We start from the raw sequence: 25289 nt of genomic DNA on the forward strand, positions 1-25289 counted from the left end.
GGCACGTTGCAACAAATGTAGGAGCGAGCTTGCTCGCGATGCGCCGCGCGGGCGGCGCTCGATCTCAAATACCCCAAAAAAACCATGGCGAGCACGTGCAGGCAAAAAAAAGCCAGCCCGGAGGCTGGCTTTTCATCATGGCCGATGCAGATCAGCCGCGCGGCTTGCCGCGACCGCGACCTGCTGGCTTGCCACCATCAGGCTTGGCTGGGCGCTTGCGCATGTCGCTCGGGCGCTCGGCAACGGCGCTGCCACGGCTCTTGCGGGGTGCTTCTTCACGCGGCTGGCGTGCAGGGCGCTCGGCAGGAGCAGCAGCACCGGCTTCATGCGACGGGCGCAGGTTGCGCACGCGCTCGCCACGGCCCAATGGACGGCTCGACTTGCGCTGCAGGCGCTCCATCTTGTCCTTGGCCTTGAGGTTCATGGCAGGCAGCGCCACCGGCTGCAGGCCCACTTCAGCGGCCAGGATGTCGATTTCGCCCTGGCTCATTTCACGCCAGCGGCCCATCGGCAGGTCGGAGTTGAGGAACACCGGGCCGAAGCGCACGCGCTTGAGGCGGCTGACCACCATGCCCTGGGATTCCCACAGGCGACGAACTTCGCGGTTGCGACCTTCCATCACCACGCAGTGGTACCAGTGGTTGAAGCCTTCGCCGCCCGGTGCCTTCTGGATGTCGGTGAACTTGGCCGGACCGTCTTCGAGCATCACGCCCGCTTTCAGGCGCTCGATCATCTCGTCGTCGACCTCGCCACGCACACGCACCGCGTACTCGCGGTCCATCTCGTAGGACGGGTGCATCAGGCGGTTGGCCAGCTCACCATCGGTGGTGAACAGCAGCAGGCCGGTGGTGTTGATGTCCAGGCGGCCGATGTTGATCCAGCGGCCTTCTTTCGGACGCGGCAGGCGGTCGAACACGGTCGGACGGCCTTCCGGGTCGTCACGGGTGCAGATCTCGCCATCGGGCTTGTTGTACATGATCACCCGGCGGGTGGCCTCGGCAGCCTCCTCACGCTTGATCAGCTTGCCGTCGACGGCGATGGCGTCATGCAGGTCGACGCGCTGGCCGAGGGTGGCCTCGACGCCGTTGACCTTGATGCGGCCCTGGCTGATCCAGGCCTCGACGTCACGGCGCGAGCCCACGCCGATACGCGCCAGCACTTTCTGCAGCTTTTCGCCGGCTGGCGGGGTGATTTCGGTATTTTGCAGGTCTTGCTCACTCATCTGGGCACCTCCCGGTGTAGGAATGAAAAATCAGGTTCTGGCGGCACACGCGTCAAAAGGTCGCGCATCATACGCGGTTCGGTGGGGGAACGCACTGGAGGGTAGTGGGTTTTGTCAGGGTGGGCGTGATTATCTGCCCAGTGGTTTTGTGGAGCCAGTACCGGCCTCTTCGCGGGACAAGCCCGCTCCCACAGGGCAACGGAGAATCTGTGGGAGCGGGCTTGCCCCGCGAAAGGGCCGGCGATGACAACAGAAAGCTCAGGGCTGCAACTTGCCCTCGTCCTCCACCGAGGCCTCGGGCTCTTCTTCGCGCAAATCATCGAAATCGGTCTTCAGCCCCTCTTCCATGGCATCCAGCTCCACCAGCAGGCTGCGGAAACTGGTCTCCTCCTTCGGCTCCTCACCCCCCTCCTCTTCACCCAGGCTGGCATCGGCCAACGCCTGCAGATGCGCGGGCACCGGCGCGTCATCCGGATCGAGCAGCGGCTCCGGCTCCATCTCACGCAGCTCGGCCAATGCCGGCAACTCTTCCAGGCTCTTGAGGTTGAAGTGATCGAGGAACGCCTTGGTGGTGGCGAACATCGCCGGCCGCCCCGGCACTTCACGGTGACCGACCACGCGAATCCACTCGCGCTCCATCAGGGTCTTGATGATGTTGCTGTTGACCGCCACGCCACGCACATCCTCGATCTCACCGCGGGTGATCGGCTGACGGTAGGCAATCAAGGCCATGGTCTCCAGCAGCGCACGGGAGTAACGCTGTGGACGCTCCTCCCACAAGCGGCCTACCCAAGGCGCGAAATCTTCACGGATCTGCAGCCGATAGCCGCTGGCCACTTCCTTGAGCTCGAACGCTCGGCCAGCGCAGGATTTGCCCAGCACTTCCAGGGCCTTCTTGAAGACCTTCGGCTCGGGGCGCTCGGCTTCCTCGAACAGCTCGTACAGACGCTCGAGAGTTTGCGGCTTGCCCGAGGCGAGCAAAAAAGCCTCGATCAGCGACGCCAGGTCGCGGGGGTCATTCAGGTTCATCGGTTTCTTCGACAGACTCGGCGCGCAGCCGCACATGGATGGGCGCAAAAGGCTCATTCTGCACCAGTTCGATCAGCGACTCCTTGACCAGTTCGAGGATCGCCATGAAGGTCACCACCACGCCCAGCTTGCCCTCCTCGGCGCCGAACAGCTCGACGAAGGGCACAAAACCTCCCCCCTTCAGGCGCTCCAGCACATCACTCATGCGCTCGCGGGTGGACAGGGTCTCGCGGGTGATCTGGTGGCTTTCGAACAGGTCGTTGCGGCGCATGACCTCGGCCATGGACACCAGCAGCTCCTCCAGGCTGACTTGCGGCAACAGCTTGCGCACCTTGGCCTGGGGCGCTTCAAGACGCGGCACGACGACATCACGACCGACCCGCGGCAGCTCGTCGAGGCCCTCGGCGGCGGCCTTGAAGCGCTCGTACTCCTGCAGCCGACGGATCAGTTCGGCGCGCGGGTCGCCCTCCTCTTCCTCGATCGCGGTCGAGCGCGGCAGGAGCATGCGCGACTTGATTTCGGCCAGCATCGCGGCCATCACCAGGTATTCGGCGGCCAGCTCCAGGCGCACGCTCTTCATCAACTCGACGTAGCCCATGTACTGGCGGGTGATCTCCGCCACGGGGATGTCGAGGATGTCGATGTTCTGCTTGCGAATCAGGTACAGCAGCAGATCGAGCGGGCCCTCGAAGGCTTCGAGGATGACTTCCAGGGCGTCCGGCGGGATGTACAGGTCCACCGGCATCTCGGTCAGCGCTTCGCCGTAGACCAGGGCCAACTGTAACTGCTGCGGCGATTCGGCTTCGATGCCAGGTGCCTCAGGGGTGTCCAGCTGACTCACGCGCTGACCAGGAACGGCGTGGGGTCGCCGCAGCCTTCGCGGATCAAGGCAGGTTCATCCCCGGTCAGGTCGATGATGGTGGAGGCCTTGAGATCACCGAAGCCGCCATCGATGATCAGGTCGACATGGTGCTCCAGGCGCTGACGGATCTCGTAGGGATCGGTCATGGGCTCTTCGTCGCCCGGCAGGATCAGGCTCACGCTCATCAACGGCTCGCCGAGTTCTTCGAGCAGCGCCAGGACAATCGGATTGGACGGTACGCGCAGGCCGATGGTACGGCGCTTCTCGTGCATCAGCAGCCGCGGCACTTCCCGGGTGGCATTGAGGATGAAGGTATAGGGCCCGGGAACATGCGCCTTGAGCAGGCGGAAGGTGGAGGTATCGATCTTGGCGAACAGCCCCATTTGCGACAGGTCGCAGCACAACAGGGTGAAATTGTGTTGCTTGTCCAGCTGGCGCAAGCGGCGAACCCGCTCGATCGCGTTCTTGTCGCCAATCTGGCAGCCCAACGCGTATGCCGAGTCGGTGGGATACACCACCACGCCGCCCTTGCGAATGATTTCGACGGCCTGTTTTATCAGGCGCGCCTGCGGGTTCTCCGCATGAATCTGGAAAAATTGGCTCACGTAGTCGTCCTGTTCATACCGCCAAAGGCTGTTCATGGCTAAATCGGCGCCACAGAGGTGGCAGGTCCTCGGGCAATGGCCGGTAGGCACCGATCTCGCCCCAGGTGCCGGGGCCGTGGAAATCGCTGCCAGCGCTTGCCAGCAGGCCGAACTCACGGGTGAGGATGGACATCGTGCCCACCTGCTCGGCCGGCATCATCCCATTGACCACCTCAAGCGCCTGCCCGCCTGCCTGAATATAGTCGGCAATCAGCCGCCTGCGCTTGCTGCGGGTCAGATCGTAGTGCATGGGATGGGCCAGGCTCACCCAGGCATTCGACTGACGCAGGGTGGCAACCGTTTCTTCGAGGGTCGGCCAGTGCAGCTTGACGTCGCCGAGCTTGCCTGCCCCCAACCACTTGCGAAAGGCTTCACCACGGTCCTTGACGTGCCCGGCACGCACCAGGAACTCGGCGAAATGTGGCCGCGCAGGCGCGTTGCCGCTGTCGCCCAGCTCCTGCTGCACGGCGCGAGCGCCGTCGAGGGCACCCGGCATGCCCTTGGCGGACAGCCGTTTGTCGATTTCTTCGGCGCGCAGCCAGCGACCCCGGTGCAAAGCCGTGATGGCATCGAGCAACGGTGGGGCGTCGAGCGGGAAGTCATAGCCCAGCACATGGATGGTCGCGCCACCCCAGGTGCACGACAATTCCACGCCACTGACCCAGCGCATGCCCATCTCGGCACAGGCCTGGCGCGCCTCTGGCAGGCCTTCGAGGGTGTCATGGTCGGTCAGGGACAAGGTCTGCACCCCGTGCTCATGGGCCCGGGCGACCAGGACCGCAGGCGACAGGGCGCCATCGGAGGCCGTGCTGTGACAGTGCAGATCAACATTCATGGAGGAGCGCTTTCGCTGGAATCGATGTTTGTTATTATGCCGTCACATCCTGATTCTGGCTGCCATTGTGAAACAATTCATCGATTTCATCCCGCTGCTGCTGTTCTTCATCGTCTACAAGCTCGACCCGCGCCCGATGGAAGTCGCTGGCCACAGCTTCGAATTCGGCGGCATCTACAGCGCCACGGCGATGCTGATCGCCAGCTCGCTGCTGGTGTACGGCGCGCTGTTCCTGCGCCAGCGCAAGCTTGAGAAGGGCCAGTGGCTGACGCTGATCGCCTGCCTGGTGTTTGGCGGCCTGACCCTGACCTTCCACAGCGAAACCTTCCTCAAGTGGAAGGCGCCGGTGGTCAACTGGCTGTTCGCCCTGGGCTTTGCCGGCAGCCATTTCATCGGCGACCGGGTACTGATCAAGCGCATCATGGGCCATGCCCTGACCCTGCCCGACGCCGTGTGGACACGCCTGAACCTGGCCTGGATCGCCTTCTTCCTGTTCTGCGGCGCGGCGAACCTGTTCGTCGCCTTCACCTTCCAGGACTTCTGGGTCGACTTCAAGGTGTTCGGCAGCCTGGGCATGACCGTGCTCTTCCTGGTGGCGCAGGGTGTGTACCTGTCGCGCCACCTGCACGATGACCCTTCCACCTCCAAGACCAAGGATTGACATGCTCTACGCCATCATCGCCAGCGACGTCGCAAACTCCCTGGAAAAACGCCTGGCCGCACGCCCGGCGCACATCGAGCGCCTGCAGCAGCTCAAGGCCGAAGGCCGCGTGGTGCTGGCCGGCCCGCACCCGGCCATCGACAGCAACGATCCAGGTGAAGCCGGTTTCAGCGGCAGCCTGATCGTCGCCGAGTTCGATTCGCTCGCCGCCGCCCAGGCCTGGGCCGATGCCGATCCGTACATTGCCGCCGGCGTGTATGACAAGGTCATCGTCAAGCCATTCAAGCAAGTCTTGCCATAACCGAAGAATTGGCGGCGCCTGCTGTATCTTTACCTCTGGCGCATACGTCAGACGCCGTCGATTTGAATTGAGTGAGTCATGAGCGAGCTGTTACTGATTGATGACGACCAGGAACTCTGCGAGCTGCTCGGCAGCTGGCTGACCCAGGAAGGCTTTGCCGTGCGCGCCTGCCACGACGGCCAGAGCGCACGCAAGGCCTTGGCCGAGCATGAACCCGCGGCCGTGGTGCTGGACGTGATGCTGCCCGACGGCAGTGGCCTGGAGCTGCTCAAGCAGCTACGCAGCGAGCATGCCGAGTTGCCAGTGCTGATGCTTTCGGCCCGTGGCGAGCCGCTGGACCGTATTCTCGGCCTGGAACTGGGTGCCGACGATTACCTGGCCAAACCCTGCGACCCCCGTGAACTCACCGCACGCCTGCGGGCCGTGCTGCGCCGCAGCCACCCGGCCGCCGCCACCACGCAACTGGAGATCGGTGACCTGGCCTTCAGCCCGTTACGTGGCGTGGTCAGCATCGACGGCCGGGAGATGAGCCTCACCCTGTCCGAAAGCCGTATTCTCGAAGCCCTGCTGCGCCAACCCGGCGAGCCGCTGGACAAGCAGGAACTCGCGCAAATCGGCCTGGGCCGCAAGTTGACACTGTATGACCGCAGCCTGGACATGCACGTGAGCAACCTGCGCAAGAAGATCGGCCCCCACGCCGACGGTCGCCCGCGCATCGTGGCGCTGCGCAGCCGTGGCTATTACTACAGCCTCTGACCTGCTCATCTTTACCGAGCCTTTACCCTTCCCTGACCGCGCTTGACCTTGATCTCCCTAGACTGAGCTCATCCGGTAACCACCGGCCTATGAAAGGAGAGACACCATGCGCAAGACCCTTATCGCCCTGATGTTCGCCGCCGCCCTGCCGACCGTGGCCATGGCCATGCCTGAAGGCGGCTCGCGCCACGACGGCCCGCATCATCGCGGTGATGCGCCTTTCGCCCAACTGGACCTGAGCCGTGAGCAGCGCCAGGAAATCCGCAAGCTGATGGGCGAGCAGATGAAAAACCGCCATGACATCACCGAACGCTACATGGCCAAACTGCCAGCCGCCGAACAGAAAGCCATGAAGGACGAGCTCAAGGCCAGCCACGACAAGACCGAAAGCCAGGTCCGCGCGCTGCTCAAGCCCGACCAGCAGAAGAAGTTCGACGAACTGCAGAAAGCGCGTGAAGCACGCAAGGCTGAATGGAAGGAATTCCAGGCCTGGAAAGCTGAAAAAGGCAACAAGGCCCAGTAAGCTGCCCCACCGATGCCCGGCCCGCGCCCCCGCGGGCCGGGCTTTTCCCGTTTACAGGAGGTGCTCTTGCGTTCTCTGTTCTGGCGCATCCTGGCCAGCTTCTGGCTGGCCATCACCCTCGTCGCTGGCCTGTCGATCCTGCTGGGCCACATGCTCAACCAGGACGCCTGGATCCTCAGCCGCCACCCGGGCCTCAACACCCTGGCCAGCCACTGGGCCAAGCACTACGAACAGGAAGGCGAAGAGTCCGCGCAGATGTTTCTGGAACGGCGCAGAGAACGTTTCAAGATCGACGTGCAGGTGCTCGATGACAGTGGCGAAGCGGTGGTGCCTGGAACCTTCCCGCGCCGTGCTGCAGCGTTCGAGGCGCGCCAGCACAATGACCAGCGCCGCCTGCCGTGGCGCCGCCTGACCGAGGAATACACCAGCCCCGAGAGCGGTGAAACCTACCTGCTGATCTACCGTATCCCTCACCCCGAACTGGACGCCTGGCACCGCGAGAGCCTGCTCTGGCCGCTGAGCGCCCTGGGTATTGCCCTGGTGGTGCTGACCCTGTTCAGCCTGCTGGTGACCCTGTCCATCACCCGTCCACTGAGCCGCCTGCGCGGCGCCGTGCACGACCTCGGCCAGGCCAGCTACCAGCAGAACAGCCTGGCCCGCCTGGCGGCCCGGCGCGATGAGTTCGGCGTACTGGCCAAGGACTTCAACAAGATGGGGGCCCGTCTGCAGAGCCTGATCGGCAGCCAGCGCCAGTTGCTGCGGGATGTTTCCCACGAACTGCGCTCCCCCCTGGCCCGCCTGCGCATCGCCCTGGCCCTGGCCGAGCGGGCCGAGGCCGATCAGCGCCAGGCACTCTGGCCTCGCCTGACCCGCGAGTGCGACCGCCTGGAAGACCTGATCAGCGAGATCCTGACCTTGGCCCGGGTCGATGCCGAACAGGCGCATGCCGAGCCCGTCGACCTGAATGCCTTGCTCGGCAGCGTGCGCAAGGATGCCCAGCTCAGCGCACCGGAGCAGGAGGTGAAGCTGGAGGCACAGCCAGGGCTGACCCTGCAGGGCTGGCCGACCTTGATCGAGCGGGCCGTGGACAACCTGCTGCGCAATGCCTTGCGCTTCAATCCGCCGGGGCAGCCGATCGAGGTTCGCGCCGAGCGTGAGCAGGATCGGATCGTGGTGAGCGTGCGCGACCATGGGCCGGGGGTGGCTGCGGAGCATCTGGCGCAGTTGGGTGAGCCGTTCTTCCGCGCGCCGGGGCAGGAGGCGGCGGGACATGGGCTGGGGTTGGCGATCGCGCGCAAGGCGGTGGAGCGTCATGGCGGCAGCCTGGTGCTGGAGAATCATCCACAGGGTGGGTTCTTGGCCCGGATGGAATTGCCGCTAGCAGTGGAGATTGGCAGCTGAATTGATGCCGGGTTTTCCGGCCTCTTCGCGGGACAAGCCCGCTCCCACAAGTACCCTGCTGGCCTGAAACTCAGTGGAATACCTGTGGGAGCGGGCTTGTCCCGCGAAGCAGTCACCGCATCACTCGCCCCAGGCGCTGACGAACGCTGCAGTCTCCAGCACCGGCGCCGTGCGCGGCTCGGCAAGCGGCGTACCGACATACAGGTAACCGATCACCTCCTCGTTCTCGGCCATCCCCAGTCCCTTGTGCACAAAGGCATCGAAGGCCATGTCGCCGGTGCGCCACACCGCGCCGATGCCCTGCGCATGGGCGGCGATCAGGATGCCATGGGCCGCACAGCCCGCCGCCAGGCGCTGCTCGGACTTGGGTACCTTGAAGTGGTCCTGCAACTTGGCGATCACCACGATCAGCAACGGCGCACGCAACGGCATGGCGCGCGCCTTGTCCAGCGCAGCCTGGCTCGCTTCGCCCTTGTTCTGCAGCGCCTGGGCGAACAGCTCACCGAGTTTCTCGCGGCCCTGGCCCTCGATGGTCAGGAAGCGCCACGGCCGCAGTTGACCGTGGTCTGGCGCCCGCAGCGCCGCCTGGAACAGCGCCTCGCGCTGGGCAGCATTGGGCGCAGGTTCGGTCAGGCGTGGCACGGAAACACGGTTGAGCAATGCGTCGAGAGCCTCCATCGGCTACCCTCCTGGCTGGTAAATGTGCGGCCATTCTAGCGTTTACATCACCAGACCCATAGGTAGAATGGCGCCCTTCCGTTCAGAGTCAGAGCAGATCACATGGCCTTGCCGACCTTAAGGATCATTGGTTTCATCATCGGCATCTTCCTCATCACCCTGGCAGTCAGCATGGTCGTACCCATGGCGACCCTGGTGATCTTCGAGCGCACCGGCGACATGCCGTCGTTCCTCTGGTCGAGCCTGATCACCTTCGTCGCCGGCCTGGCGATGGTCGTGCAGGGCCGCCCGGAACATGTGCACCTGCGCCCGCGCGACATGTACCTGCTCACCGTCAGCAGTTGGCTGGTGGTGTGCGTGTTCGCCGCCCTGCCCTTTTTGCTGACCCAGCACATCAGCTACACCGATGCCTTCTTCGAGAGCATGTCCGGCATCACCGCCACCGGCGCGACCGTGCTCAGCGGGCTGGACAACATGTCGCCGGGTATCCTGATGTGGCGCTCGATGCTGCACTGGCTCGGCGGCATCGGCTTCATCGCCATGGCCGTGGCGATCCTGCCGCTGCTGCGCATCGGTGGCATGCGCCTGTTCCAGACCGAGTCGTCCGACCGCTCGGAAAAGGTCATGCCGCGCTCGCACATGGTCGCCAAGTCGATTGTCGGGGTCTACGTCGGTTTCTCGGTGATCGGCGCCGTGGCCTTCTGGTGGGCCGGCATGAAGCCGTTCGATGCGATCAACCACGCCATGTCGGCCATTTCCACCGGTGGATTCTCCACCTCGGACCAGTCCCTGGCGAAATGGGACATCCCGGCGGTGCACTGGGTCGCCGTGGTGGTCATGATCCTCGGCAGCATGCCGTTCACCCTGTACGTGGCCACCCTGCGCGGCAACCGCAAGGCGCTGATCCGCGACCAGCAGGTCCAGGGGCTGCTCGGCATGCTGGTGGTCACCTGGCTGGTGCTGGGCACCTGGTACTGGGCCACCACCAACCTGCACTGGCTGGATGCCTTGCGCCACGTGGCGCTGAACGTGACGTCGGTGGTCACCACCACCGGCTTTGCGTTGGGCGACTACAGCCTGTGGGGCAACTTCTCGCTGATGCTGTTCTTCTACCTGGGCTTCGTCGGTGGCTGCTCCGGCTCCACCGCCGGCGGCATCAAGATCTTCCGCTTCCAGGTGGCCTACATCCTGCTCAAGGCCAGCTTGAACCAGTTGATCCACCCGCGCGCGGTGATCAAGCAGAAGTACAACGGCCACCGCCTCGACGAAGAGATCGTGCGTTCGATCCTGACGTTCTCGTTCTTCTTCGCCATCACCATCTGCGTGATGGCCCTGCTGCTGTCACTGCTGGGCGTGGACTGGATGACCGCACTAACGGGCGCCGCCGGCACCGTATCGGGTGTCGGACCGGGCCTGGGTGAAGTGATCGGCCCTTCGGGCAACTACGCCTCGCTGCCGGATGCCGCCAAATGGATCCTCGCCAGCGGCATGCTGCTCGGTCGCCTGGAGATCATCACGGTGCTGGTGTTGTGTATGCCGGCGTTCTGGCGTCACTGAGTACCATGGGTTCCGCGCCCAGACGGGAGCGGAACTCGCTTGGGGTAACGTCGAACCAGCGGCGGAACGCCCGGTAGAAGTTGCTGGGGTCGGCGAAACCCAGCAGGTAGGCGGTTTCCAGCAGGGTCATGCCTGGCTGGGCGAGGTATTGCTCGGCCAGCTCGCGGCGGGTGTCGTCCAGCAGCGCCTGGAAACTGGTGCCCTCTTCCTGCAAACGGCGCTGCAAGGTGCGCTGGGACAGGTGCAGGGCCTGGGCCAGGGTCTCCCGCTTGGGCTCGCCCTGGGGCAAGATGCGGCACAGCACCTGGCGTACACGGTGGGTTACCCGGCTTTCGGAAAAACGCGCCAGGTACTCGCCGGCGAAGCGGTCATGCAGCACCGCCATGGCTTCGTTGGCGGTTGGCAGCGGGGCCTCCATGTCGGCGCGTTCGAATATCAGCGCATCGTGGGCGGCGCCGAACACAAGGGGCGAATGGAACGCCACCTTGTACGGTTCGATGTTCTTCGGTTGCGGCCCCTGGATCAGCACCCGCCTGGGCTGTATGGGGCGGCCGCTGAGCCACTTGCTCAGGGCCAGGGCGCAGGCCAGCGATGCCTCCGAGCTGTGCCGGGTCGTCGGCAGATGATCGCCATGCACGGTAAGGATCAGGGCATAGCCTTCAGGCCCCAGGCGGAAGCTCAGGTCTGAGCTTTCGGCGATGATGCGCTGATAGCGCACCAGCCGCTCGAAACCTTCGGCCAGGGTGCGGCTCGACATCAACGCATAGCCCACCACATGGAACGATGCCGGCCGCACCACCCGCGCCATGTTCAGGCCGATGGCTTCATTGCCGGACAGTTCCACCGCCAACTGCCACAGGCGGGTCATGGAGTCTTGCGGAAAACGCGCATCCGGGTCGTCGAGGGCGGCGAAGTCGAGCCCGAGTTGTTTGAACATGGCACGGCAATCAAGCCCTTCCAGCTCGAGTGCCTTTACGATCCCTGATGCCCAGCTGGCTGACGTGGTTCTCTCACTCATGACAGGCTTCTTATGCTGACCGCTTCATGCGGTGAACCTAAGGATACTCAATTGGCGCCTATTGTCACTGGCCGGCTCCGTCAGTGACTCTAGACTCGATTCAGGCTCCACGCCGTGTATCCTGTCAAAAAGTGATAATCCCGGAGCATTGCGATGAACAGCACAGCGCAGTTTCGCAGTTTTGCCGAGTTCTACCCGTACTACCTGGGGGAGCACAGCAACCCCACCTGCCGACGCCTGCACTTCGTCGGCACCAGCCTGGTCATTGCCCTGCTGGCCTATACCATCGGCAGTGGCAAGTGGTTGCTGCTCCTGGCCGTGCCGCTGTTCGGCTATGGCTTCGCCTGGGTCGGGCACTTCTTTTTCGAGAAGAACCGGCCGGCCACCTTCAAGCACCCGCTGTACAGCCTGATCGGCGATTTCGCGATGTTTCGCGACATCCTGCTGGGCCGCATCAGCCTCTAGGGCGCCTCAGGCAGGTTCGCGCAGCGCGGCAGCCTGCCCGGCATGCCGCGCCTGGGCATCGGCCAGCCGATACAACTCGATGCTGCCGTCCCAGTGCTCGATCAATGCCGTGCACGACTCGACCCAATCGCCACAGTTGAGGTACTCCACCTCGCCGACCCTGCGGATTTCGGCATGGTGGATATGCCCGCACACCACCCCATGAAAACCCCGCCGGGTGCATTCGTGGGCAATGGCGTCCTCGAAATCGCTGATGAAGTTCACCGCCCCCTTGACCTTGTGCTTGAGGTAGGCCGACAGCGACCAGTAGCCATAGCCGTAGCGCGCCCGCCAATGGTTGAGCCAGCGGTTGAGTACCAGGGTGACTTCGTAGGCACGGTCGCCAAGGAAGGCCAGCCAGCGGTGATAGCGGGTAATCACGTCGAACTGGTCGCCGTGGATCACCAGCAGCCGGCGGCCATCTGCCGTCAGGTGCTCGGCCTCGTCCACCAGCTGAATGTTGCCAAGCATCAACTTCGAATAACGGCGCAGAAACTCGTCGTGGTTGCCGGTGACGTAGATCACCTCGGTGCCCCGCTTGCTCATGGTCAGCAAACGGCGGATCACATTGGTGTGGGCTTGCGGCCAGAAGATGCCGCCGCGCAATTTCCAGCCGTCGATGATATCGCCGACCAGGTAGATGCGATCGGCCTGATAGCCCTTGAGAAACTGCGACAAGTGTTCGGCCTGACAATCTCGCGTGCCCAGGTGAACGTCGGAAATCCACAACGTGCGCACACGCTGCTTGCGTGAAGGGCGAGAGAGTTCGACATGGGTCATGGGCGGGCTCCGGCGCTGTTTGCTGGAGACTGGCAGGCCCAGGTGACAGGTTGGTGGCAGCGATGTGACGGGTGATGAGGGGTCGGGAATGGGGCACAATGGTTGCCTGCCCTGCGAGGACGCTCTATGACCGCCGGCCCGATTCTTTCCCTGCGCCATTACCGCGACGACCTGATCGCCCACAGCCACGAGCACCCACAGCTGGTATTCGGCCTGCAGGGTCGCCTGGATTTCGAGGTGCAGGGGCAAGGTGCGCGGGTCGCTCGCCAGGGCCTCATGGTCGTACCTGCCGGCACCCATCACAGCTGTGGTAGTGACACCGGCAGCCACTGCCTGGTGCTCGATGTGCCCGGCGATCATTGGCTGCACGAGCAGCTGGGTGAGCACGCCGACGCCAGTCGCCGCCTGCTCGACCGCCCGGCGGCCCTGGGCCTGGACAACCGTCAGCAGCAACTGGTGGACTGGCTGGCGGCAAGCCCGGTGGACGACCCGTTGATTGCCCGGCAAGGTGCGGTACTGCTGTTGGCCAGCTTGAATCCCACGGCTTCGGCCACGGTTACGCCCAGCCATCGGCTGCCTTATGCCGCGTTCGACAGCCATATCGAACGCCACGCCGCGTACCCGCTGCAGGTCGCCGATCTTGCGCGTATCGCAGGGCTGTCCAGCGCCCGGCTGCATGCGCGCTTCACCGTCGAATGCGGGATGACGCCGATGGACTACATCCGCCAGCGGCGGTTGCTCAAGGCGCGGCAGTTGGTTACCCAGACATCTTTACCTTTGGGGGAAATAGCCGCGCAGGTGGGGTACAGCTCCCAGAGCGCGTTTTCGGCAGCAATGCTGCGAGCGTTTGGATGCACACCGATGGCGTTGCGGCGAGAGTCCGGCGATAACGGGCGCTAGGCTGGCGACAGATCATGTTTGCCTGACGCTTTACACTGTGCCTGTACCGGCCCTGTCGCCGGCAAGCCGGCTCCCACAGGTACATCACTGGCTTGAGGGCTGTGCTCTACCTGTGGGAGCCGGCTTGCCGGCGATAGGGCAGGCAAATACCACGAAGATCGCAAGGACCACCATGAACCACCGCACCGCCCTCGGGGCCCTGCACATCGGCGCACTGTTCTTCGGCCTGACCGGCGTGTTCGGCAAATTGGCCGCCAGCGCCAGCCCGGCCATCATCGTCTTTGGTCGCGCCGCTTTCGCCGTGCTCGCGCTGGCCCTGTTCGCCAGCCTCACCGGCCCAGGCTGGCAACGCCTGAGCGGGCGCGACATGCGCCGCCTGCTGCTCGGTGGCGTGCTGCTGGCCGGGCACTGGGTCAGCTTCTTCATCGCCGTCAAGGTCGCCGGCGTGGCCATCGCCACCCTCGGCTTCGCCAGCTTCCCGGCATTCACCGTGATCCTCGAAGGCCTGCTGTTCCGTGAACGCATCCGCCGCAACGAAGCCGTACTGGTGGTGCTGGTCAGCATCGGCCTGATCCTGGTGACGCCGTCCTTCGACCTGGCCAGCGAAGCCACCGGAGGCCTGCTCTGGGCCCTGCTCTCGGGCCTGCTGTTCTCGCTGCTGTCACTGACCAACCGTGCCGGCTCCGGGCGCTTGCCCGCCGTGCAGGCAGCGCTGTGGCAGAACCTGGTGGTCGGCCTGTGCCTGCTGCCGGTGGCCGCGCCAGGCCTGGGTGCGGTGGCGACCAAGGATTGGCTGTGGATCGCCCTGCTCGGCATCTTCTGCACCGGTGTCGCCCACAGCCTGTTCGTCGCCAGCCTGGCGGTGATCAAGGCACGCACCGCCGCCCTGGTATTCGGCATGGAGCCGGTCTACGGCATTGCCGTGGCCTGGGTAGTGTTCGCCGAGACACCGACCTTGCGCATGCTGCTTGGCGGTGCACTGATCATCTTCGCCATCGTGCTGTCCAGCCGCCTGGCCGCCGAACCGTCAACCAAACAGCGCACGCTGGCCGAGGGCGCCTGATCAGCGATCGTTGTGGCCCAGGTCGCGTTGCGGGTCGATCTGGTCACGCACCCGCTGCTTCAGCACCTTGGCCTCGGGGAAGCCACCATCGGCCTTGCGCTCCCAGATCTGCACGCCTTGGCAGGTAATACGGAAGACGCCGCCCGTGCCAGGTTCCAGCGCCACCCGGGCAAGGTCGTCGGAAAAGGTGCTGAGCAGCTCCTGGGCCAGCCAGGCCGCGCGCAGCAGCCACTGGCACTGGGTGCAATAGGTGATGACAATTTCCGGCTTGCTGTGGGCCATGGTCAAGGTTCTCCAGGTAGGGGCCGCTTATACTAGCGGTCTTTAGCCCAGGTTTTGAGACTCACGATGCACCGCCTGCTGTTCTGCCTTCTGCTGACGCTCACCTCCATCACCGTGCTCGCCGCCGAGCCCGCCCGCCCCAAGGTCGGCCTGGTGCTCTCCGGTGGTGCTGCCCGGGGCCTCGCCCATATTGGCGTGCTCAAGGCCCTGGAAGAACAGGGCGTACGCATCGACGCCATCGCCGGCACCAGCATGGGCGCGGTGGTTGGCGGGCTGTATGCCTCCGGCTACAGCGTCGAGGAGCTGGAGAAACTGGCCACCACGCTCGACTGGCAACAGGCGCTGTCCGACGCACCGCCGCGCAAGGACGTACCGTTCAGGCGCAAGCAGGATGACCGCGACTTTCTGGTCAAGCAGAAGCTGAGCTTTCGCGATGACGGCAGCCTCGGCCTGCCGCTGGGCGTGATCCAGGGCCAGAACCTGGCCCTGCTGCTGGAAAGCAAGTTGGCCCACACCGCCGACACCCGCGACTTCGACAAATTGCCGATTCCCTTTCGCGCCGTGGCCACCGACATCGCCAGTGGCGAGAAGGTGGTGTTCAGCAAGGGTCACCTGCCCCAGGTGATCCGCGCCAGCATGTCGATCCCGGCGGTGTTCGCGCCGGTAGAGCTGGACGGCCGCCTGCTGGTGGACGGTGGCATGGTCGACAACATCCCCGTGGATGTGGCCCGCGACATGGGCGTTGACCTTGCAATCGTGGTCGATATCGGTACACCGCTGCGCGACCGCAAGCAGCTGGCCACGGTGGTCGATGTGCTCAACCAGTCGATCACCCTGATGACCCGGCGCAATTCCGAGGAGCAACTGGCCAGCCTGCACCGCGACGACATCCTTATCCAGCCGCAGCTGGCTGCCTTCGGTGTCACCGATTTCGGCCGCGCCCACGACATGATCGAAGCCGGCTACCGCGCAGCGCTCCTGCTCGAACCCCGCCTGGCCGCCCTTCGCCAACCCGAAGGCGATGCGGAGCTTGCGGTGGCGCGTTCGCCGCGCCAGCGCACGCCCGTGATCACCGCCATTCGGGTGGAGAACGACTCCAAGGTCAGTGACGACGTGATCCGTTACTACATCCGCCAGCCGATTGGCGAGCCGCTGGAACTCGATCGCCTGCAGACTGACATGGGTACCTTGTATGGCCTGGACTACTTCGACCGGGTGCAATACCGCGTGGTGCACAAAGGCGATGACAACACCCTGGTGATCAACGCCCGTGGCAAGCGCAGCGGCACCGACTTCCTGCGCCTGGGCCTGAACCTGTCGGATGACCTGCGCGGTGACAGCGCCTTCAACCTGGGCGCCAGCTACCGGGTCAATGGCATCAACGAGCTCGGTGCCGAGTGGCTCACCCGCGCGCAGATCGGTGACCAGCAAGAACTGTACAGCGAGTTCTACCAGCCGCTGGACGTTGGCTCGCGTTATTTCATCGCGCCTTATCTGGACTTCAGCTCACAGAACATCGAAGCGACCCTGGACGACGACCCGATCGCCGAATACCGGCTGGAACGCTACGGTTTCGGCCTCAACTTCGGCCGGCAGATCGGCACCTATGGCGAAGTGCGCCTGGGGGCCGGCAAGGCCTGGGGCGAAGCCGAGGTGCGCATCGGTGACCAGGACCTGCCCAAGGTCAGTTTCAACGAAGGCTTCTATGAGCTGAAATATTCGTTCGACACCCTCGACAACGTGTACTTCCCGCACAGTGGCGAGGACATCGGCCTGACCTTGCGCAAGTACGACCAGTCGCTGGACTCCGACAACGCGTACCGACAATGGCTGTTCAATCTGGACAAGGCCTTCAGCAGCGGGCCGAACAGTTGGGTAATCGGTGGACGCTATGGACGCACGCTGGACGAAACCGATGTGGTGACGTCGAGCTTCGTGATTGGCGGTGCACGGGAGCTGTCGGGGTTCCGCCAGGATTCGGTATCAGGGCAGAACCTGAGCCTGATGCGCGTGGTCTATTACCGCCGCCTGACACCACGCGCCTACGTGCCGCTGGACTTCCCGCTGTATATCGGGGGTTCGCTGGAGCGTGGGCGGGTCTGGAACAACGACAACGAATTCGACAGTGGCTATATCAATGCGGCCAGCATCTTCCTGGGGCTGGAGACGCCATTGGGGCCGTTGAACCTGAGTTATGGCGCCAACAGCGCGCATGAGCAGGCGGTGTATCTGAACCTGGGGCATACCTTCTAGGTTGCTGGGGCCGCTTCGCGCCCCATTCGCGGGACAAGCCCGCTCCCACAGGAATACTGCTGAAACCATGGGCAGCACTGTGCCTGTGGGAGCGGGCTTGTCCCGCGAATGGGCTGCAAAGCAGCCCCAGCCATTCAGGTTTTTTCCAGGTTGCCCAGAATCTTCGCATGCACCCGCATGCACACCTGCAGATCCGCCTCGTCCACCCCGGTAAACAGCTCCAGGCGCAAGGCATTGGCAATGGTCTCGATCTGTTCGATCAGCGGCTTGGCCGGCGGGCACAACAGGATCTTCTTGGCGCGGCGATCTTCCAGCACCGCCTGGCGGCGCACCAGCCCCTGATTTTCCAGACTGTCGAGCAGGCGCGCCAGGGTCGGGCCTTCGACGCCGACACTCTGGGCCAGTTCGCGCTGGGTGGGCGCCTCTTCGAAACGGGCAAGGTGCAGCAACACCAGCCAGCGCGCCTGGGACAGGTTGAGCCCGGCCAGGCGGCGGTCCAGTTCGGCACGCCAGCCCCGGGACATCTGGGCCAGCTGCATGCCAAAGCGGTGTTGGTTGTCGGTCAGGGGCATAAGTAACTCATGGATTAGAACTAATTATTAGCCAGCTAACCATGTCCCGTGCCATCAGGCAAGGCTGGGCGCCTCACAAACGGCCGATATTCGTCAAAAAGGGTGTCTCAGGTCAGTAGATGTCCGAAATGTCTTCAATCACAACTCGAATTCCGCCGCCAATGCTGCGCGCACGCAGTGCAGCACGCCGTCCGGTACCCGAGCGCCGAACAGGGGCGCAATGGCCGACACCGGCGGCAGCTCCCCTTCGCCATCGAGGAAGGCATCCTGCACCTCCATCAGCAAGTCTTCCGGCAGATCCAGTGCCTGATCCAGGCTCAGCTCCCGGCGGCCGATGGCTTCGGCCAGCAGGCTGTAGACGTTCTTTTCGCTGCAGTTGAGCTGACCGGCGATCTGTGCGGGAGTCATGCCGGCGCGGGCCAGGCTGACCAGTTCGTGGCGCAGGTCGAGCACCACTTTCGGTGCCTCCTCGGTGCCACCGGCACCGTTGAGCACTTCGAGGAAGGCCTGGCCATAACGCTCCAGCTTGCGCGCGCCCACACCGCTGACCTGAGCCATGTCGCTGAGGCTGGTGGGCTGGCTGCGCAGCATTTCCAGCAAGGTGGAGTCGGGGAAGATGACGTAGGGCGGCACGCTGTGCTCCTCGGCCAGCTTGCGCCGCAAGGTGCGCAGGGCCTCCCACAGTTCGCGCTCCTCGGCCCGCACCAGCTGGCTGGCCGGGCTGCCGCCGCTGGAGGACGCCTTGGCCACGGTCTGCGGCTTGAGGTCGCGGCGCAGCTGCAGGGTGACCTCGCCACGCAGCAGTGGCCGGCAGCTGTCGGACAGGCGCAGGCCGCCGTAGCCTTCCAGGTCGATGTCGACCAGGCCGCGCGCCACCAGCTGACGGAACAACGAACGCCATTCAACCTCGGCGAGCGTCTTGCCGACGCCGAACACCGAGAGTTTCTCGTGGCCGAAATTGCGCACCTTTTCAGTGTCCTTGCCCAGCAGCACATCGACCAGGTGGCCCACGCCATAACGCTGCCCCGTGCGGAACACCGCCGACAAGGCCTGTCGTGCAGGCTCGGTAGCGTCCCAGGTCTGGATCTGGTCGACGCAGTTGTCGCAATGCCCGCACGGCTGTTCGAGCACCTCGTCGAAGTAGGCCAGCAACGACTGCCGACGGCAGCGCGTTTCTTCGCACAGGGCCAGCATGGCGTCGAGCTTGTGCTGCTCGATGCGCTTGTGGCGCTCGTCACCCTCGGAGTTCTGCAGCATCTGCTTGAGCATCACCATGTCCTGCAGGCCGTAGGCCATCCAGGCGTCGGATGGCAGGCCATCACGGCCGGCACGGCCGGTTTCCTGGTAGTAGGCTTCCAGCGACTTGGGCAGGTCGAGGTGAGCGACGAAACGCACGTTGGGCTTGTCGATACCCATGCCGAAGGCAATGGTGGCGACCATGATCAGCCCTTCTTCATTGAGGAAGCGGTGCTGGTTGGCGGCACGCGTTTCAGCGGCCAGGCCTGCGTGGTAGGGCAACGCCGGGAAGCCTTGCTCGCAGAGGAATGCCGCGGTCTCGTCGACCTTCTTGCGAGACAGGCAGTAGACGATGCCGGCATTGCCACGGCGCTCGCCAAGGAAGGCCATCAACTGCTTGCGCGGCGACTCCTTGGGCACGATGCGGTAGAAGATGTTCGGCCGGTCGAAGCTCGACAGGAAGCGTTCGGCCCCCTGCAGGTGCAGGCGCTGGACGATCTCCTCGCGGGTACGCATGTCGGCCGTGGCGGTCAGGGCGATACGCGGCACATGCGGGAACAGTTCGGCCAGCTGGCCGAGCTGCAGGTATTCAGGCCGGAAGTCGTGGCCCCATTGCGACACGCAGTGGGCCTCGTCGATGGCGAACAGGGCGATGTCCATCTCGCGCAGAAACTCCAGCATGCGTGGCTGCACCAGGCGCTCCGGCGCCAGGTAGAGCATCTTCACTTCGCCACGGCGCAGGCGCCCGGCCAGGTCGCGCTGCTGCTCTGCGCTCAGGGTGGAGTTCAGCGCCGCGGCGGCGACGCCCAGCTCGTCCAGCGTGGCGACCTGGTCGTCCATCAGCGCGATCAGCGGCGACACGACCACCGTCAGCCCCGGGCGCAGCAACCCTGGCACCTGGAAGCACAACGACTTGCCGCCGCCAGTGGGCATCAGCACCAGCGCATCGCCGCCGCTGGCCACGCATTCGATGATCGCTGCCTGGCGCCCACGGAAACTGTCGTAGCCGAAGATATCCTTGAGAACGCGCTGAGCCTGTTCGAGCATGTGCAACTCCAAATCGCCGTACCATCCTGGACACAGGCTGGACGAAAAAACCGCTCCGCACACGCCAAATGCGTAAGCGGCTTTTGCCAGATGGCCGGGAAACCCCGCCCCTGCATGAAAAATCGCGGAGTATACCGCAGTGCCGCTTCACGCAGGATGCCCGGGTGACAGACGTTCCCTTTGCACCGCCGTCGCCGCAAGGTGCTAGAATTCACTATCGTTTATTCCCCCAAGGTAGCCCTGTAATGTCCTTCGCCGAGCAACTGACCCGCCTGCAAGCCTTCCTCGACGCCGATGAGCTGCACGAAGAAGCGCTGGACTACGTCGCCGCCCACGGCTACCTGACCGCGCTGTCGATCTGCTCGGAAGACGTCCCCGAGCGTGAATGGATCGACGCGCTGTTCGCCGAAGAGCCCCATTACGCCAGTGATGCCCAGCGCACCGAGATCGAAGCGACCCTGGTGGCACTGAAAGGCCACATTGCCCGCCAGCTGGCCAGCGACGATGAATTCGACCTGCCATGCGACCTGGACCTGACCGAAGAGCCGGACGATTCCGACCTGCGCGGCTGGTGCATCGGTTTCATGGAAGGCGTGTTCCTGCGCGAGGAAGCTTGGTTCGAGAACGCCGAAGAGGAAGTCAGCGAGATGCTGCTGCCGATCATGGTTGGCTCGGGCCTGTTCGACGAGCAGCCAGAGTTCGCCGACATCGCCAGCAATGCCAACCTGCAGGACGACATGATCGTGCAGATCCCCGAGGCGCTGAGCGCACTGTTCCTGCTGCTGCACGCCCCTGACGAGAAGCCGGCGCTGCTCAAACCACGCCACCACTGAGTCGGCCGTGCGCTACCTGTTGCTGGCCATCGGCTGGCTCAGCGTCGCGCTGGGGGTGCTGGGGATCTTCCTGCCGGTGTTGCCCACCACCCCCTTCCTGCTGTTGGCGGCCGCCTGCTTCGCTCGCAGCTCGCCCCGCTTTCACCATTGGCTGGTCAACCACCCAAGACTTGGGCCGTGGATCCGTGACTATTTGAGTGGCGAAGGCATTCCGCTCAAGGGCAAGGTCTACGCCATCGGGCTCATGTGGGCGAGCATTGGCCTGTCATGCTACCTGGTGCCGCTGTTCTGGGCGCGGGCGTTCATGCTCACCAGTGCGGTGCTGGTGAGCCTGTATATCCTCAAGCAGAAGACCTTGCGCAGGCCTGGATGAGCTGCGTTGGCAGCACTGGCCCTATCGCCGGCAAGCCGGCTCCCACAGGTACACCCCTGCCCTCAAGGGCTGTGGTGTACCTGTGGGAGCCGGCTTGCCGGCGATAGGGCCAGTAGCTTCACACCGTATCCACCTTCAACGAATGATCATTGAGCATGCCGTTGATGATGGTCGCCGTATCATGCCCCGCCGAGATCACACCACCTGCCCCCGCCGTCACCCCGTAATGCTGAGCCAGATCCACACCCGCCAGGTCGATGGTCTGTACCGGTGCCGCGCCTGCCGTGCTGCTGACCTCGATGGTCGACACCACATTGGTTCCCGCACCGCTGACCTTGAAGTGCAGGTAATCATCCAGCGACGTCGCCGTGGCGTGCTCGCCCTGCAGCAGCTGCGACAGGTCAAGCTTGTCGCTGCCCGGCGTGAAGTCGGTGACCGTGTCATGACCGCTGTCACCTTTCTGCCAGACGAAGGTGTCGTTGCCGCTGCCCCCCGTCAGGGTGTCGTTGCCTGCTCCACCGATCAGAATGTCGTTGCCCTTGCCGCCGTCGATCAGGTTGTCGCTGCTATCGCCGATCAAGGTGTCGCCGTAGTCCGAACCGATCAGGTTATGAATGCCATTCAAGGTCTGGATGCCTGCACCTCCGGTGTCCTGCGCCCCTTCATGGCCCAGGTCGACGGTCACTGCGCCCTTGGCCTGGACGAAGGTGGCCGTGTCATGTGCCCCCTGATGAGTGGGCTCATGGCTTTCCAGCGACGCGACATCCATCGCGCTGGAGAGGCCTGCAGCGCCAGGCTCACTGGCACCACCGTCATGCGAGACCGGCTGTTGCGCATTGGCGTAGTCGAGGACCAGGCTCAGCTTGACGCTTTCCCCCACCTGGCTGGCAGCCGCCGGGGTGCTCAGCTGAATGCTGTACACCCCGTCGTGACTGGCCGTGAAGCTGTCGCCAGCCGCGATGGCCTGATAGCTGCCCCCACCGTCCTTCCACTCCATCAGCAGATTGCCATCGTGCTGGTCATGGTTCAGCTGCAAGGTTTCACCCTTGCGCAGGCTGACATTGAACACCTCTTCAGCGCTGCCCTGAGCGCTGCCCATCGCCCCCAGGTAACCCAGCACCACCAGCGCTGCGGTCATGCTGCTGGCATCGACGCTGAATGCGCCGCGCTCGACCACCCGCTCCTGCCCCCGTCCATAGCCATCACCGCACCCGGAGATCGAGTAGTCATGCACATTGACGGTGATGGTCGTGGTGCTTTCGTCGCCATCGCCATCGCGGATGGTGTAGACGAACTTGTCGATCGCATCACGCGGCGCGGCAACGTTGGGGTCGGAGTGGTAGACCGCATTGCCCCTGGCATCCAGGGTCAGGTAGCCGTACTGCCCATACACGTGGGTGCCGAGCTGGCCGATGGCCGAGGTGGAGGTATCGCTGCCGGCGCGCACACCGACCACGTAGCCGCAATCGCTCGGCACGTCGGCGCCGATAACGTCGTTGCTCAGCACGTTGCCACTGACCTCGCCCCCCTTGCCGACACTCGCATAATCGCAATGGGCCTGCGGTACGTCGTCGACGATGGTGATGTTGACGGTGCTGGTGGTCCAGTTCCCAACCGTGTCTTCAACGCGGTAGATGAAGGACTCGCTTACCGTGTTCGCACCGTCATTGGCATGCACCGGTGAATTTGCCGGCGACGTCAGGGTGTAGGTGTAGGAACCATCGGCATTCAGATGGATCTGCCCGTACAGACCCACGGCGCTGCCGATCAGGGTGTAGGTCAGCGCCCCCACACCACCACCGACCTGTCCGACCAGGCTGCCGGTCGCGGTTTCAGCGGTCGAGCAAGGGTCACTGCCGTTGACACTGCCGGCCGCCAGGTCATGGCCGTCCTGGTAGTAGTCCAGCGCCTTCTCGTACACCGCCACGCCCCCGTCGCCGCAAGGGTTCAGCGAGTGGTCGTGGACGTTGATGGTCACGGTCGCCGTGCTCTCGTCGCCGTCGGCATCACGAAGGGTGTAGACGAAGGTGTCGAGCGCATCCCGCGGTGCCACGGCATTGGGGTTGGAATGGTACTCGGCGTTGCCTTGGGCATCGATGGTCAGGTAGCCGTACTGGCCTTTGACCTGCATGTCGAGCTGGCCAATGGCCGAGGTCGAGGTATCGCTGCCGGCACGCACGCCGACCACATACTGGCCGTCATAACGAACATCGGCCCCAACCACGTCGTTGTACATCACATTGCCGCGCACCACGTCGCCCTTGCCCACGCTGACGAAATCGCAATGGGCCTGCGGCACGTCATCGACGACGGTGATGGTCACGGTGCTGGTGGTCCAGTTGCCCGCCGTGTCCTCCACGCGGTAGGTGAAGGACTCCGTGACGGTATTGGCGCCATCGTTGGCATGGGTCGGCGAGTTCGCCGGCGATGTCAGGGTGTAGGTGTAGGAGCCGTCCGCGTTCAGGTGCATCTGGCCATACTGGCCCACCGCGTTGCCGACCAGGGTGTAGGTCAAGGCCCCGACGCCACCTGCGACCTGCCCGACCAGGCTGCCACTTGCGGTTTCACGGGGCGAGGTCGGGTCACTGCCCGTGACGCTGCCGGCCGCCAGGTCGTTGCCATCCTTGTACAGGTCAAGGGCGCTCTCGTAGACCGCCACGCCGCCATCGGTGCAGGGCTGCAGCGAGTGGGTGTGCACGTTGATGGTGACGGTGGTGGTGCTCTCGTCGCCATCGGCATCACGAATGGTGTAGACAAAGGTGTCGAGCGCATCCCGCGGTGCCACGGCATCGGGGTTCGAGTGGTACTCGGCGTTGCCCTGGGCATCGATGGTCAGGTAGCCGTACTGACCTTTGACCTGCATGTTCAGCTGGCCAATGGCCGAGGTCGAGGTATCGCTGCCAGCACGCACACCGACCACATACTGGCCGTCATGACGAACATCGGCACCGACCACGTCGTTGTACATCACGTTACCGCGCACCACGTCGCCCTTGCCGACACTGACAAAATCGCTGTTGGCTGTCGGCACGTCGTCGACGATGGTGATGACGATGCTGCTGGTGGTCGAGTGGCCGAGCGAATCCTGCACCTGGTAGGTGAAGGTTTCGGTCACCGTGTTAGGCCCATCGTTGGCGTGGGTCGGCGAATTGGCCGGCGAGGTCAGGGTGTAGGTGTAGGAGCCATCGGCGTTCAGGTGGATCTGCCCATACTGGCCCATGGCATTGCCGACCAGGCTGTAGGTCAGCGCGCCGACTCCGCCGCTGGTCGAGCCGGCCAGGGTGCCGGAAGCGGTCTCCTGGGTAGAACCCGGGTCACTGCCCGTGACACTACCAGCTGCCAGGTCGTTGCCATCCTTGTACGTGTCCAGCGCCTTTTCGTAGACCGTGACGTCGTGGTCTTCGCAGGTCATCAACGCGCTGTGCACATTGATGGTGATGGTGGTGGTGCTCTCGTCGCCGTCGGCATCGCGGATGGTGTAGACGAACGTGTCGATGGCATCCCTGGGCGTAGCGATGTTGGGATTGGAGTGGTACTCGGCGTTGCCCTGGGCATCGATGGTCAGGTAGCCGTACTGACCGTTGACCTGCATGTTGAGCTGACCAATGGCCGAGGTCGAGGTATCGCTGCCGGCACGCACGCCGACCACGTATTGGCCGTCCTGGCGAACATCGGCACCGACCACGTCGTTGTCCATCACGTTGCCGCGCACCACGTCGCCCTTGCCGACGCTGGCGTAGTCGCAATGGGCCTGCGGCACGTCGTCGACGATGGTGACGGTAATGGTGCTGGTGGTCCAGTTGCCCAGCGCGTCCTCGACCCGGTAAGTGAAGGTTTCCGAGACGGTATTGGCACCGTCGTTGGCATGGGTCGGCGAGTTCGCCGGTGAGGTCAGGGTGTAGGTGTAGGAGCCATCCGCGTTCAGATGAAGCTGACCGTACTGGCCCACCGCGTTGCCG

General features: G+C 64.2%; 24 protein-coding genes. 12 read left to right on the forward strand and 12 right to left on the reverse strand.

The window, feature by feature from the left end:
• Positions 1 to 151: 151 nt before the first annotated feature.
• From rluB to PMI38_RS06180, 5 genes are all read right to left on the reverse strand, one after another.
• Positions 152 to 1222, reverse strand: a complete 1071-nt coding sequence (rluB, locus tag PMI38_RS06160) for a 23S rRNA pseudouridine(2605) synthase RluB (RefSeq protein ID WP_008091813.1) — start codon at positions 1220 to 1222, stop codon at positions 152 to 154.
• A 258-nt stretch (positions 1223 to 1480) separates the two neighbouring features.
• Positions 1481 to 2251 carry an SMC-Scp complex subunit ScpB gene (gene scpB, locus PMI38_RS06165; protein ID WP_043273135.1) on the reverse strand — a complete coding sequence of 257 codons (771 nt, stop codon included), beginning with the start codon at positions 2249 to 2251 and terminating at the stop codon, positions 1481 to 1483.
• On the reverse strand, positions 2238 to 2963 hold the full coding sequence (locus PMI38_RS06170) for a segregation and condensation protein A (protein ID WP_162130460.1): 726 nt from the start codon (positions 2961 to 2963) through the stop codon (positions 2238 to 2240). Before PMI38_RS06170 ends, scpB begins: the two co-directional genes overlap by 14 nt.
• 125 nt (positions 2964 to 3088) lie before the next feature.
• Positions 3089 to 3718: an L-threonylcarbamoyladenylate synthase gene (locus PMI38_RS06175; protein ID WP_043273139.1), complete on the reverse strand. Its 630-nt coding sequence runs from the start codon at positions 3716 to 3718 to the stop codon at positions 3089 to 3091.
• Between the two features lie 13 nt (positions 3719 to 3731).
• The gene (locus PMI38_RS06180; RefSeq protein WP_008091822.1) at positions 3732 to 4592 is read right to left on the reverse strand and encodes a PHP domain-containing protein; all 861 of its coding nucleotides are present in this window, start codon (positions 4590 to 4592) and stop codon (positions 3732 to 3734) included.
• 67 nt (positions 4593 to 4659) lie between these two features.
• On the opposite strand from PMI38_RS06180, the gene PMI38_RS06185 reads away from it, so the two are divergent.
• From PMI38_RS06185 to PMI38_RS06205, 5 genes are all read left to right on the forward strand, one after another.
• Positions 4660 to 5253, forward strand: coding sequence for a septation protein A (locus PMI38_RS06185; RefSeq protein WP_043273141.1), 594 nt, complete (start codon positions 4660 to 4662; stop codon positions 5251 to 5253).
• 1 nt (position 5254) lies between these two features.
• Positions 5255 to 5554 (forward strand): YciI family protein, encoded by a 300-nt coding sequence (locus tag PMI38_RS06190; protein WP_008091826.1) that lies wholly within the window; start codon positions 5255 to 5257, stop codon positions 5552 to 5554.
• 78 nt (positions 5555 to 5632) lie between these two features.
• The gene (locus PMI38_RS06195) at positions 5633 to 6310 is read left to right on the forward strand and encodes a response regulator transcription factor (RefSeq protein WP_008091827.1); all 678 of its coding nucleotides are present in this window, start codon (positions 5633 to 5635) and stop codon (positions 6308 to 6310) included.
• A gap of 106 nt (positions 6311 to 6416) precedes the next feature.
• Positions 6417 to 6833, forward strand: a complete 417-nt coding sequence (locus PMI38_RS06200; RefSeq protein ID WP_008091828.1) for a Spy/CpxP family protein refolding chaperone — start codon at positions 6417 to 6419, stop codon at positions 6831 to 6833.
• A 60-nt stretch (positions 6834 to 6893) separates the two neighbouring features.
• A complete protein-coding gene (locus tag PMI38_RS06205) occupies positions 6894 to 8234 on the forward strand; it encodes a sensor histidine kinase (RefSeq protein WP_043273137.1) in 1341 nt (446 codons plus the stop codon).
• Positions 8235 to 8354: 120 nt separating this feature from the next.
• On the opposite strand, the gene PMI38_RS06210 is transcribed toward PMI38_RS06205, so the two are convergent.
• Positions 8355 to 8912 (reverse strand): NAD(P)H nitroreductase, encoded by a 558-nt coding sequence (locus PMI38_RS06210; protein WP_008091830.1) that lies wholly within the window; start codon positions 8910 to 8912, stop codon positions 8355 to 8357.
• Between the two features lie 102 nt (positions 8913 to 9014).
• Between PMI38_RS06210 and PMI38_RS06215 the strand changes: the two genes are divergently transcribed.
• A complete protein-coding gene (locus PMI38_RS06215) occupies positions 9015 to 10469 on the forward strand; it encodes a TrkH family potassium uptake protein (protein ID WP_008091831.1) in 1455 nt (484 codons plus the stop codon).
• On the opposite strand, the gene PMI38_RS06220 is transcribed toward PMI38_RS06215, so the two are convergent.
• Positions 10426 to 11487, reverse strand: coding sequence for an AraC family transcriptional regulator (locus PMI38_RS06220; RefSeq protein WP_008091832.1), 1062 nt, complete (start codon positions 11485 to 11487; stop codon positions 10426 to 10428). The two genes, PMI38_RS06215 and PMI38_RS06220, sit on opposite strands and share 44 nt — an antisense overlap.
• A gap of 153 nt (positions 11488 to 11640) precedes the next feature.
• Between PMI38_RS06220 and PMI38_RS06225 the strand changes: the two genes are divergently transcribed.
• Positions 11641 to 11952: a DUF962 domain-containing protein gene (locus PMI38_RS06225; RefSeq protein ID WP_008091834.1), complete on the forward strand. Its 312-nt coding sequence runs from the start codon at positions 11641 to 11643 to the stop codon at positions 11950 to 11952.
• A gap of 6 nt (positions 11953 to 11958) precedes the next feature.
• Here the strand turns inward: PMI38_RS06225 and PMI38_RS06230 are convergent, their stop codons facing one another.
• The gene (locus PMI38_RS06230) at positions 11959 to 12771 is read right to left on the reverse strand and encodes a UDP-2,3-diacylglucosamine diphosphatase (RefSeq protein WP_008091836.1); all 813 of its coding nucleotides are present in this window, start codon (positions 12769 to 12771) and stop codon (positions 11959 to 11961) included.
• Between the two features lie 126 nt (positions 12772 to 12897).
• On the opposite strand from PMI38_RS06230, the gene PMI38_RS06235 reads away from it, so the two are divergent.
• Complete coding sequence (locus tag PMI38_RS06235; protein ID WP_008091838.1) at positions 12898 to 13671, forward strand: helix-turn-helix domain-containing protein; 774 nt, start codon at positions 12898 to 12900, stop codon at positions 13669 to 13671.
• A 172-nt stretch (positions 13672 to 13843) separates the two neighbouring features.
• Positions 13844 to 14734, forward strand: a complete 891-nt coding sequence (locus PMI38_RS06240) for a DMT family transporter (protein WP_008091841.1) — start codon at positions 13844 to 13846, stop codon at positions 14732 to 14734.
• On the opposite strand, the gene PMI38_RS06245 is transcribed toward PMI38_RS06240, so the two are convergent.
• The gene (locus PMI38_RS06245; RefSeq protein WP_008091843.1) at positions 14735 to 15016 is read right to left on the reverse strand and encodes a SelT/SelW/SelH family protein; all 282 of its coding nucleotides are present in this window, start codon (positions 15014 to 15016) and stop codon (positions 14735 to 14737) included.
• Positions 15017 to 15082: 66 nt separating this feature from the next.
• Here PMI38_RS06245 and PMI38_RS06250 point away from each other — a divergent pair, with 66 nt between their 5' ends.
• Entirely contained in the window at positions 15083 to 17269 is a 2187-nt protein-coding gene (locus PMI38_RS06250; protein WP_008091845.1) for a patatin-like phospholipase family protein, read from the forward strand.
• A 134-nt stretch (positions 17270 to 17403) separates the two neighbouring features.
• On the opposite strand, the gene PMI38_RS06255 is transcribed toward PMI38_RS06250, so the two are convergent.
• The gene (locus PMI38_RS06255) at positions 17404 to 17841 is read right to left on the reverse strand and encodes a MarR family transcriptional regulator (protein WP_008091847.1); all 438 of its coding nucleotides are present in this window, start codon (positions 17839 to 17841) and stop codon (positions 17404 to 17406) included.
• A 138-nt stretch (positions 17842 to 17979) separates the two neighbouring features.
• Entirely contained in the window at positions 17980 to 20124 is a 2145-nt protein-coding gene (gene recQ, locus PMI38_RS06260; protein ID WP_008091849.1) for a DNA helicase RecQ, read from the reverse strand.
• 245 nt (positions 20125 to 20369) lie between these two features.
• Here recQ and PMI38_RS06265 point away from each other — a divergent pair, with 245 nt between their 5' ends.
• Both PMI38_RS06265 and PMI38_RS06270 read left to right on the forward strand, forming a co-directional pair.
• Positions 20370 to 20957: a YecA/YgfB family protein gene (locus tag PMI38_RS06265; protein WP_008091850.1), complete on the forward strand. Its 588-nt coding sequence runs from the start codon at positions 20370 to 20372 to the stop codon at positions 20955 to 20957.
• Between the two features lie 7 nt (positions 20958 to 20964).
• Entirely contained in the window at positions 20965 to 21330 is a 366-nt protein-coding gene (locus PMI38_RS06270; protein ID WP_008091853.1) for a YbaN family protein, read from the forward strand.
• Positions 21331 to 21448: 118 nt separating this feature from the next.
• Here PMI38_RS06270 and PMI38_RS06275 read toward each other — a convergent pair.
• Positions 21449 to 25289: Ig-like domain-containing protein (locus PMI38_RS06275; protein WP_008091855.1), on the reverse strand; the 3841-nt coding region annotated here is incomplete at its 5' end.

Source organism: Pseudomonas sp. GM84 (genome assembly GCF_000282535.1).
Taxonomy (GTDB): Bacteria; Pseudomonadota; Gammaproteobacteria; order Pseudomonadales; family Pseudomonadaceae; genus Aquipseudomonas.